This window comes from Halobacillus sp. ABD4_316 (assembly GCF_056161385.1).
On the sequence record NZ_JBSWZA010000003.1, the window covers coordinates 422,688 to 438,615 of the forward strand.

Consider the following 15,928-nt stretch of genomic DNA (forward strand, 5'->3'; position numbering starts at 1 on the left):
CTCCTCGTTCCTCATATTTGAACCGATATGGAAGAGTATCTTCCTCCCCCTGTTGAAAAATGGGGAAAACTAAAAATTATAGAAGGAGTTTGTTGGATGTTAAAGAATAGGTGAGAGAGGGAAAAGGATCCATGGAGTTTTTAAATTTCGTAAAAGGAGCGGATATCATGAACACCCGTCATTTTGAACGAATGAAAAACGAAGAAGGTTTTATTGCTGCACTCGACCAGAGCGGAGGCAGCACACCTAAGGCACTTGCCGCATACGGCGTACACGAAGACGCTTATGCCAATGAGGAGGAAATGTTCAACCAGGTCCATGAGATGAGAACGAGAATTCTCACCTCCCCTTCCTTCAATGCTGAGCAAATCCTTGGCGCCATCTTGTTTGAACAGACGATGGACCGCGAAGTGGAAGGGAAATTTACAGCAGACTACCTTTCTTCCAAAGGTATCGTCCCTTTTCTTAAAGTTGACAAGGGACTTGCCGAACAGGAAAACGGCGTACAGATGATGAAGCCGATCCCTGATCTGGATGATATGCTGCGCCGTGCCAACGAACGAAACATCTTTGGTACGAAAATGCGTTCTGTCATTCATGAAGCGAATTACGATGGCATCAAAGCTGTTGTAGACCAACAGTTTGAAGTCGCTAAAGAAATCCTTGCAGCCGGTCTCGTCCCAATCATAGAGCCGGAAGTCGACATCAACAGTGAGGAAAAAGAGAAATGTGAGGATATCCTGCGCGGTGAGATCCTCAATCAGCTCAATCAGCTGCATGAAGATCAAAACGTGATGCTGAAACTGACGATTCCTACGAAGCCGAATGCTTATCAGGAAATCATCAACCATCCACGTGTCGTCCGCGTTGTCGCTCTTTCCGGTGGATACTCCCGTGAAGAAGCCAACGAAAAACTGAAGGATAATGAAGGTCTGATCGCAAGCTTCTCCAGAGCCCTTGTCGGCGATCTTCATGTCGACCAGTCGCAGGAAGAATTCGACCAGTCCCTGAATCATTCCGTAAGCTCCATTTATGACGCTTCCGTAAATAAATAAACAGACAAAAACCTCCGCTGATTCAAGCGGAGGTTTTCTTTGTGTAGAGAAACCATTTATTCACCAGCCTTCAGGAGCACAAACCATTCCCTTTCCGGGGACGAACGTCCAAGCCTCCTCGGGAAAACCGGCCTCCGGGGTCTTGACCGCCCGTTTTTCCGCAGGAGTGAAATGGTTTGTGCTCCCTCCGGTGCCGGAAAAGACTCTCCTTCATCCAGACGATCCTATAAGTGAAGTGTCAAAAAATGATGCTCTCTTTAGCAAACCAGCCACCTTTTCAACCATGACAGGGTGTGGACACGGGAAGCGTTCGGTGGTGACGCCTGCGGGAACAGCACGAGCCGAAGATCCACTTGGTCAAGTGGTTTTGTTGACCAAGTTAGCTGAGGCCGTGCCCGCGGCAAGCACCCACCGATAAGCGGACCGTGGCCCCCACACGATTCAGGCGAAGAGGTAAGAGGTGAAAAACACGTGCTCTGTAAGTAGAAAACCCCCGCTTTTGAAAAGCGGGGGTTTTCCTTATTAATCGAACAGGACACTGACGGACTGCTCTTTCTGTACACGTGTCAACGCATCTGCAAACAACGGGGCAACAGATAGCGATACGATCTTATCAATCCGCTTTTCCTCAGGAAGATAAACAGAATTCGTCACGACCAATTCCTTGACCGGTGAATCCTCGATGATCTTCACGGAAGGATCGGACAACACGGCATGGGTGCCGCACGCATAAATTTCATTGGCTCCATTCTCGAGGAGTGCAGCAGCCGCTTGATCGATCGTTCCGGCAGTATCAATCATATCATCCACGATAATGACGTTCTTTCCTTCAATATTACCGACCACATTCAAATCTTCCTCCATGTGCGGTTCGGGGCGGCGTCTATCCACAAATGCTATAGGCGCATCCAGAATATCTGCCATGCGGCGCGCCCGGCGCAGACCGCTTGTATCAGGAGCTACCACGACAACATCCTCGATGTTTTTCTCCTTGTAATACTGAGCAATAATCGGAATGCCGAGCAGCTGATCGACCGGGATATTGAAGAATCCCTGAATCTGCGGCGCATGCAGATCAAGAGCGACGACTCTTGATACGCCTGCTTTTTCCAACAGGTTGGCAATCAATTTAGCCGTGATCGGTTCACGCGGACGTGCTTTCCGATCCTGACGGGCATACCCATAATAAGGAATGACCACGTTAATGGTCTTGGCGGAAGCTCTCTTCAAAGCATCCACCATAATCAAAAGCTCCATTAAATGTTCATTGACCGGCTGAGCCGTCGATTGAATCAAGTAAATGTCGTCTCCACGGACACTTTCTTCGATCGTAATTTGAATTTCACCGTCACTGAACCTCACTACAGAACTCTCTCCTAAAGGAACATCCAATATCTCTGAGATTTCCTCTGCCAACGGTTCGTTGGAGTTAAGCGTAAACAGCTTCATGCTCATCTTGATCTCTCCCGTACGTAAGAATTCAAATGGAGCCTATGTTTTACTTTTCATCTTGATAAACATTTACACCATTTTTATTTTGAGTTTACATCACTGTGTTATTCCAATAAAGAGTATACTATACCATTTCGAGTTTCGAAACTAATTAACTTCATACAAAAAAAGCCTTCTCCCGCATGAAAGGGAGAAGGCTTTTTCATCTAGCGGAACAAATCCAAAAAGCGGTCCCAGAGACTTTTCTCGTCCTGCTCCTCCTGCTCTTCTTCCTGTTCTGCTTTTTTGATACTTTCTGTTTTTATAACGAACTGAACCGATTCAACGTTCTCATTTTCTTCGGAAACAAAGGACACCGGTTCGAAATCGGAATAGTCATACTCGCTCATCAATTGATCGATTTCCGACTGCATTTCGTCCGGCAGATCGCTGGTAGAGGCAGCGAGTTCTGCCGTTCCGTTCTGAAGATCAGAAGCACCGGATTCCAAGCCGGCTGTCCCGCTTGTCAGCCCGCCGATCCCGGAATGCACTTCCTCGTACGAACCGGCCAGCTGTCCCACGCCGTCCGTATACTCGACAAGTCCGGCATGAAAGTCATTATACTGCGAGGAGAAATTCTGAATCCCCTGCTGCAGCTCCTTGATGGATTCATCCACATTCACACTGCCGAGATTTGTTTCAATTGTATCAGCCGCCGCTGCGAGCTGGCCGTTGATCTCACTCAATGAAGCCACTGCCTGATCAAGGGCAGGCCCGGCTGCATCAAATGCGCCTTCTGCATCTCCGTAAACCACCTTAGCCTCCTGGGCTGCGTGATACGTTTCAATCAGATGATCGACCACTTCCTGATCGACTCCTGACTCACGAAGCGCCTGGATATCCTCCTCGGTCACTTCATACCCGGGAATGGAAGCCATCGCCTCATCCAGTTGATCGTGGGCATTGGTATATTGGCTTCTCAAATCCTCAAGGCCGTCTTCCGCTTTCTGAAGACCGGAAGAGAGCTCTCTCAAGTTCGTCTGCATCTGCGACAGGTCCCCAAGGTTCAATTCTCCAGGTCCCTGTGAAGCCAGACGGCTCATTTCCGCAAGCGCACTTTTGATCGATGCGGATCCTTCGACCAGAGAACCCGAACCACTGTGCAACTCCTGGATGCCGTTCAGATACTGTTCTGAACCACTATAAACCTGAGCTGTTCCGTTATTCAGTTCAGCGATCCCGTCGGCTAGTCCGGAAGCTCCATCATGGATGGCGGCTGTCGCATCCGCGAGTGAACTCATATCATTCTTGACGCCATCAATATCAGGCTCTTCCATAGATATGGAGGCAGGAACCGCAGCAATTTCAATGCTGTCCATTTCAATATTCTCTGCATCAGCTGTCACCTTGTAGCTTTCTTCTTTCTCAGGAAGAACTGTGAACGTGACCTGTCTGTCTTTCCCGGAACTGGCAACCGTCCCCTCAGGTGCCTCAATATTCTCGAAGATTTCTGCATCTAGAGGAACCGTAATCTGCAGGGTATAGTTGTTGAAAAAGACAGGATCGGCCCCTTCCTTTTCTGACGTCTCGATACCGATTTCCAGTTGTCCATCTTTTCCAAGGAGTTCCTCCGGATTGATTTCTTCTCCGTCCAGCTTATAGGAGAAGTTGATATTCCAAGGAAGATTTTGATCTTCAAGATTTCCCTGGTAATAAAACTCCTCTTCTCCGGCTTTCACTTCAATCCGCGAATTTCTCTGTGTGACTTCATTCGTATTCGTTAAGTTTTCTACGCTTGAGTAGGGGCCGAAATCAACAATCGTTCCCGGCTCTTCGATATCAAAGTTATTGACCACATACATGTCCTTCTGGCTGCCGTCTGCATTCAAGGTGGCATAGACGACTTCACGCTTTTCAGAGTAACGGCCTTCCTCCGCTTTTCCATCTTCTTCAGCAGAAGCAGGAGCGGCTGGCACGGCAAGAAGAAAAGCCATGATCAGCAGAGATGAACGTTTCCCTATCATTATCATTTCCCCTTATAAAAGTTTGCTTTCCATGTCGTTTTTTCAATCACACGGTCCAAAATCACAAGCAGTGCAGGCAGGACGAGGACGACCATCAGAAACGCAAGCAGCGCTCCTCTCCCCAGCAGCAGACCAATCGACGAAACAATGGGGTTCGTGGAGGTCATCCATAAAATAAAGCCGACACTGGACAAAATCGAAGCCGATACAAAAATAGCGAAGACCTTATCATCAATCGTTTTCTTAATCGCCTCAAGAGCTGACATATCTTTACGGAGATGATTGTAATTCTCCGTAAATAAAATGGCATAGTCGACGGTTGCTGCCAATTGAATCGTGCTGATCAATAGATACCCCACGTAGACGAGCGGCGTATCCATGAAATATGGAAAAGCGAGGTTCACCCATACCGAGGCCTGAATCGTAATGAGCAGGACCACCGGGATGGAAACCGACCGGAACGTCAGAATCAATACCGCCGCAACCGCAGCGATTGTCAGCCAGTTCACAAGGGTATTATCCTTCTGCACAATATTTTTCATATCATACAACGTGACGCTTTCCCCCAGCAGGTGTGTCTCATCATAGTACCCATCTGCAGTTTCCCTCACTTCTTCAATAAGGGAAAAGGCTCTTTCCCCCTCCGCATCGGTCTCCGTATACAGCGTAATTCTAGCGTAGTGTTCTGAATAAAACGTCTCGGTCACCGATTTTTCCAAGTATTCAGGCGGAATCGCGGGACTGACGATGTTGACATAGGAAACAACGCTGGAGACATCTGTAAGCTGCTCCAGATCCTGCACCAATTCTTCCTCTTTCGCCCGGTCTCCTTCAGGTACGAGGAGAACCATCGGGATGTTTTTGCCAAAAGAATCCTGGATGGCGGCTACATCCTGGCCGGCCCTTGTGTTTTCCGGCTGCTCTCCTGTTCCGTAAATAAAGCTCGTTTCATTTTGAGCCAGAAAAGCAGGCACAATGATGATTAACAACAGGATAAAGCTCGGCAGCCGCAGCTTCATGACGTGACGGCCGATCCCTTTGAAATCAGGAACAAACGGACGGTGCTTGGTTTTATCAATCCAGTGATAAAACATCATCGTCAGCGCCGGCAGGAAGACCATGACACTGATAAAGCTGAGAAGAATCCCTTTCAGCAGGTTCAATCCGAGATCGGCCCCGATACCAAAGTCCATAAAGGTTAAAGCGGTAAACCCAAAGAAAGTTGTGGAAGCACTTGCGACAATCGCCGGAAAAGAACGCTTCATCGCCAGCTGCATCGCTTCCTTCGGATCTTCGACTTCCCTGCGGTAATCCGAAAAGCTGTGGAGAAGGAATATCGCATAGTCAAGCGAAACGGCCAGCTGTAAAATCGGAGCGACCGACTGCGTGACAAAGGATATTTCTCCAATGAAAATGTTCGTGCCTAAATTAATCAGGACAGATACACCTATGGCCACCAAGAAGAAGACCGGTTCCATCCATGATGTCGTTGATAAAATTAAAATCAAAATGATGATCGGAACGAGCAGTGCGGCTGCATACATCGACTCGCTGCCTGTCATTTTCTGAGACACAGCTGTGTTGACGGCTTCACCAGCCACCGCGTTTTCTTCTCCAATCAATTCATAAATTGAATCTGTGGCTGCGACTTCTTCCCCTTCTTCAATGTGAAGGGAATAGAGCGCTTTTTCATCCTGGTAATAGGATTCAACTGTATCCGCAGAAGCCATCTCCAACGGTACTTTCACATCGATGATATCATCGAGCCATGTGACACTTCCGACCCCATCCACGTCCTCCAGCTGCTGTTTATAGCTGAGTGCTTCAGTGATCGAAACACCTTCAATCATGACCCGGGCGTTTTCCACCGGTTCATCGAATTCCTGCTCCATGATGTCCACCGCTTCAATCGAAGGGGCGTCATCCGGCAGGTAGTCAATCATATTGTAGTTGACGGACACGGCGAACTGAGCCGCCGCACTTAACAGCGTAAGTATGACAAAGATAAGAACAATACTCTTTTTATGCTTTATGATTCGTGCTGTCCATCCGATAAAACGTCACCCTCTCTTGCATCTCCCATTCGTACACTATACTATTTTATTGACACCGTGTTGGATATTCAACAAACAGTTTTGTAATTTTCGTCATTTATCCAACATACCGGTACGCAAATGTTGGATTGTCATAAAAATGTAAAAAAAGGAGCCCCGCTATGAGTGAAAAAATGGACCGCCGCAAAAAGTATACCCGCCATGTACTGAAGGAAAGTCTGATCCACCTGCTGAATGAGAAGCCCATCGCTGACATTACCGTAAAAGAGATCTGTGCGCGGGCAGACATCAATCGTTCCACGTTCTACACCCACTATTCCGATCAGTATGACCTGCTCGGGCGGATTGAAGAGGAAATTACAGCGGATATGAACACCTATCTCAGTCAATATGATCATGAGCTTGAAGAAGAATCGATTCAGATGACGGAGAAGATTCTCTCGTACGTGCTTGAAAATAAGCTGATCTTTCAGACTCTGCTGAAGGGGGAAGCGGCGCCATCCTTCGAAAAACGGATGATGAACCTGACCAGAGGGTTCATGCTGGATAACTTAACGTCTGATAAAGTTATTTCCAAACAGGAATCTGAGTACGTCAGTACGTTTGTCATCAGCGGCGTCATCCACGTGATTAAAGACTGGATCCAGAACGACATGGACCAGCCGCCCGAGGAAATGGCGGTTATGGTCAATCATTTCATCCTCCATGGCCTTTCCCATTTCGATTAAAAAAGCCGCTTACGTTCCATAACGTGAGCGGCTTTCACGCTGTAGAAATCATACATGTCATCCAGTAGAGTTGTCTGTTTGTCCGGGTAGTGGTCACGTTCCGCTTATCGGTGGATGCTTGCCGCGGGCACGGCCTCAGCTAACTTGGGCAGGAAAACCACCTGCCCAAGTGGATCTTCGGCTCGCGCTTTTCCCGCAGGCGTCACCACCGCACGCTCCTCGCGCCAAAAGTACAGCACATACGAAGGAAAATGGGTATCTTATGAGAGAAGGACAATTTGAGCTTAGCTTCGCAGATTCAAAAGAGCTGCACTTACGGCGTAATTGTCGTTCGCGTGGAAATGACAATGGTCCGAAACAAACGCTGATGACAGCTGATTATAAGAAGATAAAAAAGATTACCCTCTACCCAGCAACGGTGCAGGTACTAGAAAAACACTGGACTTGTTTACAAACGGAAAGCCGCTTACGTCTGATGACGTAAGCGGCTTTTTCAATCATGATTCGTGTTTTCTGGCTTCTCGTTCTTCCGTTACCTGCACGACCGGCTCATCCCATGGGTGAGCGGCGTAAATGCCCTGCTCAATCACTTTGGTGAGCAGATCTTCATCTCTCGGTATGGAAAATTCAATTCGAAACGAGGTCACCCGTTCTTTTTCTCCTTTTTTCCCTTCTGCAGGGACTGCTGTGCCGGAGGGAACAAACTGCTCCATCCCATCTTTCGTCTGCCACATCACATTCTTATACTGACCGACCTGCAGATCATCCACATTCAACACACTTTGAATGACACTATCGACATACTCAGGAATCACATATGTTTTCACTCGGTAGATATCTACAAGTTTCATACAATCTCTCCTTTTGTGTTAATGGAACAGTCCGGATTCCCTGGATTTAGCCTTCACCTGTCTTGTCCGCTTATGCAGCGGTCCTTTCAGGAAGACGCCGATTAACAGAAATACCCCGCCGAATAAACTGAGAAACACCAAGTCTGTTTCCACTCGTTCCGGCACAATACCTCCGACGGCTTCCCGCATCAGATCGATGGCGTAGGAAAACGGAAGGAATGGATGAATCGTCTGGAAAAACTCCGGAAGAAGCGCAACAGGATACGTTCCTCCCGACCCGGCAATCTGCAGGACGAGCATGACAATCGCTCCGGCTTTTCCGACGTCCCCCAGAACAGATACAAGAGTAAAGACAACCGTCATAAAGACAAAGCTGATCAGCAGACCGAACAAGACAAATGGAACAACTTCAGCCACACCGATATCAAGAAGGAATACGTTTCCGAGCGTGACGACAAGTGTCTGCAGGAAGCCGATACTTACAAACGTCGCAAGTTTCCCGAAGTACTGCTCATAGCTCCGGTATTCCTGGAGGTTGACCGGGTCCGTAGACAGTAACGACACCAGAAGCAGTGCACCGACCCACAGGGACAGGACCGTATAGAAAGGCGTCATACCTGTTCCATAGTTTTCAATCGGGAACATGGCGTTCTTACTTAAGGTGACCGGTTCTTCAAAAAAGTTTTCCTCTGCGGCCGGGTCATTTTTCAGAAGATCGATGATTTCATTGATATCTGTTTCTCCCTGGATCTCACGTATCCGCTCCGCCATTTCATTCACTTTTTGATTGACGTACGGATATTCGTTCATCATATATTCCAGGATATCCTGACCTTCTGCAATATTGCCTTCCGTACTGTTCAAAATCCGCTCGACTTCAGGAACGGTCGATTGGACATCCATCAAAATGGATCGGGCGTCCGCCAGCGTGCTTTGAGTTTTGTCGATTTCGGACAGGACCTGCGGCTCAATGTTTTCGTTGTATTCTTGCAAGAACGCATCAATCTGATCCGCCGTTTCCCCTGACTTTTCTTCAAGGGAGGCAAGGGTTTGATCGATGTTCTGCTGGGCTTCTGACAATCGATCACCAATCTGACTGCTGTCCTCCTGGATGGACGTGAGCGCTTCTTCTATCGCCTGGACATCAGCAATCGCCTGATCAATGGTTTCCTCAGGAATCTGCGGGGGTGGCTGCGGCGTGCTTTCTTCACTATTTTCTTCACTGCTCTCTTCCCCATTGTCTTCCTGATTTTCTTCATTCCCTTGATTGGCTTGCTGCTGTTCCTTCACTTGTTGGAGAAGCTGCTCGACCGCCGCAATTTCTTCCAAGGACTGACTTGTCTGATCATTGATTTGACTACGGATTTCACCAATCGATTCCACATTGACATCGACCGACTGGACATCCTTCAAGAAGGCGTTCACGTCCTCAGCCGTCTGTTGGGCTGCGTTCAAATCTTCCTTTACCTGCGGAGAGAGTTCGTTCAACCGCTGCTCGGCATCATCAATAAACGCCGTCGTTTCATCAATTGTGTTTAATCCATCCCCTGCCGCCTGCTCAGCCTGCGGAATTAACCCCTGCACATCGTTGATGATGGAGGAAGCATTCTGGGAATCATCATACGCATCGGAAATCAATTGATAAATTTCTGGCAGATTCTCTTCCAGCTTGAAAATATATTCTTCAAAGCGCTTGATATCCGGCAGATCGTTTTCCAGTTCAAGTCCGAGATCGTTGAACAGATCAGCAACGGTACCGTTCACTTCCGAGATGAACTGACTGGTAATTTGATCGACCAGCACCGTGGCTCCTTTTTCAGTGATCTTGGGAGCGATGGCATTAATCTTTTCGTTTACATAGTATTGAACTTCCGACTTTTCCGGATTTCCTTCAACGACTGTTCCTAAGTGTTCAGAAAAGGTATCCGGGATGACAATGACAGCATAGTAATCCCCGTATTCCAGCTTATCCATGGCCTCATCACGATCGGTAAACTGCCAGTCGAAACTGTCTTCATCCTTTAAGTTATCCACCAATTCCTGACCGACATCGATATCCTTATCCCGGACAACAGCCCCTTGGTCTTCATTGACTACGGCCACAGGCAGCTGGTCCGTCTGACTGTAAGGGTCCCACGATGCTTTAATATTGAACCAGGCATACAGGGAAGGGAGGACAGCGAGTCCAAGAATCAGGATTAACGCTACCCAGTTCGTTGCCGTGTTTTTCCAGTCTCTGCTGAATATTTTCCATATGTTCTTCATTTCAGATGCTCCTATACGTTCGTCATGGTTTTGAATGGGAGTACATGAGTTTACGTTAGTTTTATCTACGAGAAGAAATTATATAGGAATGTTTCAAAAGTGAAAAGGGTGGCAGCTCCATGTAAGCCTCACCAATCCACACAGCAGAGGACAAAAATGAATTTTCGTTCATTATGAAAAGGTGATTCCACGAGAGGAAACCCGCTTCTAATAGAAGCGGGTTTCCTCTCTCGTTTATTGAAAAAGCTGGTGCAGTTTCTCAAGCGTCCTCTCTTCATCCATCGATGTGTCATGAAAGGCGACATGGCCATCGGGCCGGATCAAAAACGCACTTCCTTTTTCCATGCCGAGCTTCCGTTCCATGTGCCGGTGGACATCATAAATGATCGGTAAATCATCACCATCCGTATGGACAGTCCCACCTTTAGCCACAAGGAATATCTTCATCAGCCCTTGGAACTGGTCATTCACTTTTTGCGCAAATGTGTAGGCATAATCTATGACATCCTGATGCTGGGCATCAATATAGATCAGACAGACAAATCCATATTCGCAGATGAACGGATACAGCCTCTCATCCTTCGCCCCATCGAAAAACAAAAGATGATCAGGTACACGATGGCCGGCTTGGATCGCTTTACGCGGCAGGGTGGAATCCTTCAGCTCTTTATTCCGTTTCACCTTTTCATATTCGTTATGGATATTGGATAGATGATTGGCGATTTTCTGCTGCACCCAGTCCTGAGTCAGCGCTGCTTTTCCAGCCCAGTTGCGGACTTTTCCCTGAGTTCCCTCAAGATTTACGATTTTCAACATCCGGGACGTTTCTTTCAAAACATCCTTCCCAATAGGAAAGCGTTCATCCTGATAACTATCCAGGAACGAATCTGCAGCATAGCCTTTCAATACTGAAGCCAGCTTCCAACCCAGATTGGAAGCGTCCTGCAGGCCTAGATTCATTCCCTGGCCTCCGAACGGGTTGTGGATATGAGCCGCATCTCCAACAAAAAACACCCGGTTTTTCCGATAATCGGGGACCTGACGGTGAGCAGTACCAAAATAGGAAAGCCATGTCGGGTTTTCAAGGCGGTAGGAATATTTCAGAACCGTATTGACGCTATCCTGCAGTTCTTCCATCGTCAACTCATCTTTGTGAGGAAGCCCCTGCCTGGCGCGGTCAAAACCGACCACCCGGTAACTGCCGTCTTTGTATGGAAAGAAGGCGACTGCCCCGCGGTCATTCAAGTGCATATGAATAAAAATTTCCTCAAGACCGGGAACATCGACATCACCAAGGAAAAAGGTGTACCCTTCATCTTCGCCTTCAAAATCGATATGCAGCGCCTCACGGACTTTACTGTGTGCGCCATCTGCTGCAATTAAATAGTCCGCTTTATATTCCTTCACTTTCCCGTTACAGGAAGCCTTGACGTATACGCCTGTTTCATCCTGATGAACATCCATCACCTCGTGCTCCCGTTCGACTGTACCACCGAGCGAGGCGAGATGGTTTTCCAGGATTTTTTCTGTTTCACTCTGAGGGAGGATTAAGAGGTAAGGATAACGGCTTTCAATATGGTACAGTTCCACAACGGAGGCATTCTCTCCACCAAGATGAAGCTTAGCCCCGGGGCCTGGATAACCTTTTTCGAGAAATTCCTTGTGCACACCAAGAAGCTCGAACATTTCCATCGTCCGCGCTTGAATGCCGAGTGCCTTGGAGAGATCGGATGGTGCCTCGCGTTTCTCCAGACAGATGAAGTCGATGCCCTGTTTTTTCAGTTCATTGGCCGCCATCAAACCGGTAGGACCCGCACCGATGACGATCACTTCTGTTTCAATAACGGAAGACATGATTCTGTGCCCCTTCCTTTTACGTACTTTTGTATAACGCAACCTATTGTACGATACCCTTCTGGCAGAGCTTCAAGCGTATTGAGGCATATTCGTAAAGGGACCATCAAGAAAAACACAGCACTAAAAAAAAGAGCCCGCACCTATATGCAGACTCTTTTTTCTCTATTTTTATTGATCAGTCGTCTCTTCTTCTTCAATCATCTCTGTTTCATCCAGATAACGAAGCAGGTCTCCGTATACAACGGAATCAGACAAGGCCAGTTCTTCTTCTGCCTGTTCAAAGCCTTCTCCGCAGGCCGCGTCTTCGACCTCTTCACCCGTTTCCCGGTCATAGCAGGTGCCGTTGACGCCGACATATTCTTCGTTGGCGAAGTTTCCGTCACGTGTGACCATCAGCTCCTGACGGTCCTCGTTGAACAGGTCCTGACCGAACTGGATCGGGTTGTCATCTTCTACACCGAGCATATTCATCAAGGTCGGACGCAGGTCAATCTGTCCGCCTACGGTGTCATATTCCTTACCTTCAATGCCTTCTCCAATCATTAGAAGCGGCACTCGCTGAAGTTGGAACTGCTCGTAATCGTTAATATCTTTATCGAGATATTCCCCCATCGCCTGCTGGTGGTTTTCAGAAATCCCGAAGTGGTCCCCGTATATGACGAGTACCGTGTCGTCATAGAGGTCTGACTGCTTGAATTCCTCCACAAACTGCTTCAATGCCTCATCCTGGTATCGGATCGTCTGGAAGTAGTTGTTCAGCGTCTGACTGGATGTTTCTCCTTTTTCAATCAGCTGTTTATCTTCTGGAAGAGTAAAGGGATGGTGGTTGGTGAGCGTGATCATCTTGTTGTAGAACGGCTCTTCCATCTCTTCCATTTTCGCTAAGGAATCTTCAAAGAAATATTCATCCAAGTAACCCCAGCTGTGGGACTTCTCTTCCGTTACATCATAGTCTTTCTTCGAATAGAAACGATCATACCCGAGAGAATCGTACATGACGTTCCGGTTCCAGAAAGTCGCATCATTAGCGTGCATGACTGATGACGTATAGCCTTCCTGATCAAGAACTTCCGGAGTGGCCTCATACTCATTACCTGAATGGGTAAAGAAAGCTGCTCCACGGTTCAGTCCATAGAGAGAGTTATCGAGCAGAAACTCAGAATCGGACGTACGTCCCTGTTTCACTTGATGGTAGAAGTTACTGAAATAAGCTCCCTCTTCTTTCAAGTCATTGAAATAAGGAGTCAGTTCTTCCCCGTTCAATGTGTTATCCACAACAAACGTCTGCGTACTCTCAAGCGAAAGTAGGATGACGTTCTTTCCTTCCGCTGCCCCTTCCATTTCTTCACCTGCACCGGACTTCGTTTCGTTCAAATAATTGAGAACCGGAACGAGTTCGTTGCTGTCTGCGAACGTTTTCTTCGCTTCGGTCTGTCCTTGAAGCACGACGTCATAAGCGTGGAAGTTCAGAACGCCGATATATTTCACCAGCATATTGCGGTCAAAGGCCCGCTGCAATAGTTCAGTACGTTCCGTCTGCGCCCATCCGATATTCACGATGAACAAGGGGATGGCCAGCGCCGCAAGGATGAAACCTTCTTTACGCTTCGGCTGGAAAGACGTCAGGCGCTTCCCGTTCAAATAGAACAAAAGAAAGGCCGCTGCAAAAATATCGACAAACAAGAAAATGTCTGTCCAAGAAAGGATATCTGTAATACTCCCTCCGAGCCCGGCAAGGTTTGCGGCCTGCCCAAGCATAGGAATGGTCAAGAAATCAGAGTATTCTCTGTAAAATAAGACGTTAAAATATAATAAAAGCGATCCGACAATATACATGGCCAGCATACCTTTACGGCCGGCAAGCAGAATCCCTACACCAAATAGAAGAAAAATACTGCTGAGTGGGTTGAAGGCCAGAATTAAGGCTTCATTGAAGTTTTCAACGTCAAGGTTGAAAATGCCGCTCTGGATGATATACATCTTCAGCCAGAAGACAGCCATCACCGCTCCATAAATCATTACTTTCTTCTTATTGGCGGGGTCTTCCAATTTAGCTTTCCATTTAGAAATCATGAAATAACCTCCGTTTTATTAAACCTAAATCAATTGAAATACCGACAGCACATTCGCTGCATCATGGGTGCCGTTTTTTTCTACGACAAAACTGATCATAACATATTTTAAAGAAAAACCCCTTGTTTTAAATAATCTGTTATGTTCTTTTAATTCTGTAACACCCACGTAATCAAAGAAGAAGCAGCACCTGAAAACATAAAAAAACAACCTGCTGAATCAGCAGGCTGTCCCTGTTCGAAAGCTTAGAGTTTGTTCACAGCATCTTTGATGGAGGTGGATCCACCAACGACTTGAAACTCTTTTCCAATCGTTGATTCGTTTTCAAGCACCGAAAGCAGAACACCTGCAACATCTTCCCGGGAAATCTCTCCCCGTTCAACGGTCTCCGCTGCCTCTACCTGACCGGTCCCATTTTCATTTGTCAGAATACCTGGATGGACGATCGTATAATTCAAGTTCGTACGACGGAGCCAGTCATCGGCATAATGCTTCGCAATAACATACGGAGCGAAAGACGCCGGGGCTCCCTGAATCGCCTCACGTGTCGTATCAAAGGAACTGACCATCACATAGCGGCTGACCCCTTTTTGTTTGGCGGCCTCCATCGTTTTCACAGCTCCATCAAGGTCGATCATTACCGTTTTATCCGGTCCTGTGTTCGGACCTGACCCCGCCGTAAACACGACAGCATCCACGCCTTCAAAGGCTTCCGCCATTTTTTCTGTCTCATCCTCAAGATCAACAATGACGGTTTCTGCGCCAAGATCTTTGAAATAGGAGGCCTGCTCCTCTTTACGGATCATAGCTACGGCTTCTATATCATCATGGTTTTGTATGTTTTGTACAAGGTGTTTCCCTACCTGACCATTGGCTCCTACGACAAGTACCTTCATGGAAAAATCCATCCTTTCATCGATAAGTATCTCCCTTATATGTATCCCTTTTTCAAGAAAAAGAAACGTAGGAACCCTCCAGCCCATAAAAAAAGCCGGTTTCCCTGCCGGCTTTTCACGCCTTTATTGATCATTCGGCGGTTTCATATGGAATTCCTCAGCTATTTCACTGAGCTTTGCCTGCATGGCTTCATCATTCATGACATTCGCTGCGAAAGCCGGCTGTGTCTGCTCGTGCGGCTGATCGAAAAGCTGTCCAATTTTCTCTTTCGTTTTGGAGTACGTATCCATCGTCGCATCCGCTGCCTGGCTTACCCCTTCTTTCACGGAATGGGTCAGTCCTCCGTCCGACAAACGCATCTGCTGTTTCTCCTTGCGGGCATCCTCAAGGAGGTGCTGGATGCCGAATCCGTTACCGACAGCAAAACCTTTTACCCGATCTCCCAAATACATGGCGGCACCAACGCTTTTAACGACGGCCTTACGTGTACCTTTTCTTGCGTCCTCCGAAAAAACGAGCACGGTTGCCCCTGCTACGACCCAGCCGAGGGGATTATTCAAGCCCAATACTTTTTTCCACATGGCAATACCCTCCTTCTATCTTTTCATTGTTTCCAGCCCCGCCCGCTTTCATTCATCAAAGATCCTTCTGTTCATGAATAAATAACGCTGTGAAGTTTACAATAACGACTAT

12 protein-coding genes are annotated in these 15,928 nt (G+C 47.4%); 3 read left to right on the top strand and 9 right to left on the bottom strand.

Annotation, left to right across the window (positions count from 1 at the left end; genetic code table 11):
* Window positions 1-167: 167 nt before the first annotated feature.
* Window positions 168-1,055: a fructose bisphosphate aldolase gene (locus ACXAJH_RS14565; RefSeq protein WP_474967328.1), complete on the top strand. Its 888-nt coding sequence runs from the start codon at window positions 168-170 to the stop codon at window positions 1,053-1,055.
* 522 nt (window positions 1,056-1,577) lie between these two features.
* On the opposite strand, the gene ACXAJH_RS14570 is transcribed toward ACXAJH_RS14565, so the two are convergent.
* From ACXAJH_RS14570 to ACXAJH_RS14580, 3 genes are all read right to left on the bottom strand, one after another.
* Window positions 1,578-2,510 (bottom strand): ribose-phosphate diphosphokinase, encoded by a 933-nt coding sequence (locus ACXAJH_RS14570; RefSeq protein WP_474967327.1) that lies wholly within the window; start codon window positions 2,508-2,510, stop codon window positions 1,578-1,580.
* 203 nt (window positions 2,511-2,713) lie between these two features.
* Window positions 2,714-4,510, bottom strand: a complete 1,797-nt coding sequence (locus ACXAJH_RS14575) for an AAA family ATPase (protein ID WP_474994362.1) — start codon at window positions 4,508-4,510, stop codon at window positions 2,714-2,716.
* A gap of 2 nt (window positions 4,511-4,512) precedes the next feature.
* Window positions 4,513-6,453, bottom strand: a complete 1,941-nt coding sequence (locus tag ACXAJH_RS14580) for an efflux RND transporter permease subunit (protein WP_474994480.1) — start codon at window positions 6,451-6,453, stop codon at window positions 4,513-4,515.
* Between the two features lie 272 nt (window positions 6,454-6,725).
* On the opposite strand from ACXAJH_RS14580, the gene ACXAJH_RS14585 reads away from it, so the two are divergent.
* Both ACXAJH_RS14585 and ACXAJH_RS14590 read left to right on the top strand, forming a co-directional pair.
* Entirely contained in the window at window positions 6,726-7,292 is a 567-nt protein-coding gene (locus ACXAJH_RS14585) for a TetR/AcrR family transcriptional regulator (protein ID WP_027955635.1), read from the top strand.
* A gap of 262 nt (window positions 7,293-7,554) precedes the next feature.
* A complete protein-coding gene (locus ACXAJH_RS14590; protein ID WP_474994364.1) occupies window positions 7,555-7,776 on the top strand; it encodes a hypothetical protein in 222 nt (73 codons plus the stop codon).
* 13 nt (window positions 7,777-7,789) lie between these two features.
* Here the strand turns inward: ACXAJH_RS14590 and ACXAJH_RS14595 are convergent, their stop codons facing one another.
* The 6 genes from ACXAJH_RS14595 to ACXAJH_RS14620 form a co-directional block, all read right to left on the bottom strand.
* Window positions 7,790-8,143, bottom strand: a complete 354-nt coding sequence (locus ACXAJH_RS14595) for a hypothetical protein (RefSeq protein ID WP_474967324.1) — start codon at window positions 8,141-8,143, stop codon at window positions 7,790-7,792.
* Window positions 8,144-8,161: 18 nt separating this feature from the next.
* The gene (locus tag ACXAJH_RS14600; RefSeq protein WP_474994366.1) at window positions 8,162-10,408 is read right to left on the bottom strand and encodes a YhgE/Pip domain-containing protein; all 2,247 of its coding nucleotides are present in this window, start codon (window positions 10,406-10,408) and stop codon (window positions 8,162-8,164) included.
* Between the two features lie 234 nt (window positions 10,409-10,642).
* The gene (locus ACXAJH_RS14605) at window positions 10,643-12,262 is read right to left on the bottom strand and encodes an FAD-dependent monooxygenase (protein WP_474994367.1); all 1,620 of its coding nucleotides are present in this window, start codon (window positions 12,260-12,262) and stop codon (window positions 10,643-10,645) included.
* Window positions 12,263-12,433: 171 nt separating this feature from the next.
* Window positions 12,434-14,338 carry an LTA synthase family protein gene (locus ACXAJH_RS14610; RefSeq protein ID WP_474967321.1) on the bottom strand — a complete coding sequence of 635 codons (1,905 nt, stop codon included), beginning with the start codon at window positions 14,336-14,338 and terminating at the stop codon, window positions 12,434-12,436.
* A 245-nt stretch (window positions 14,339-14,583) separates the two neighbouring features.
* Window positions 14,584-15,234, bottom strand: coding sequence for an SDR family oxidoreductase (locus ACXAJH_RS14615; protein WP_474967320.1), 651 nt, complete (start codon window positions 15,232-15,234; stop codon window positions 14,584-14,586).
* A gap of 123 nt (window positions 15,235-15,357) precedes the next feature.
* Window positions 15,358-15,816 carry a hypothetical protein gene (locus ACXAJH_RS14620; protein ID WP_474972108.1) on the bottom strand — a complete coding sequence of 153 codons (459 nt, stop codon included), beginning with the start codon at window positions 15,814-15,816 and terminating at the stop codon, window positions 15,358-15,360.
* Between the last annotated feature and the right edge of the window lie 112 nt (window positions 15,817-15,928).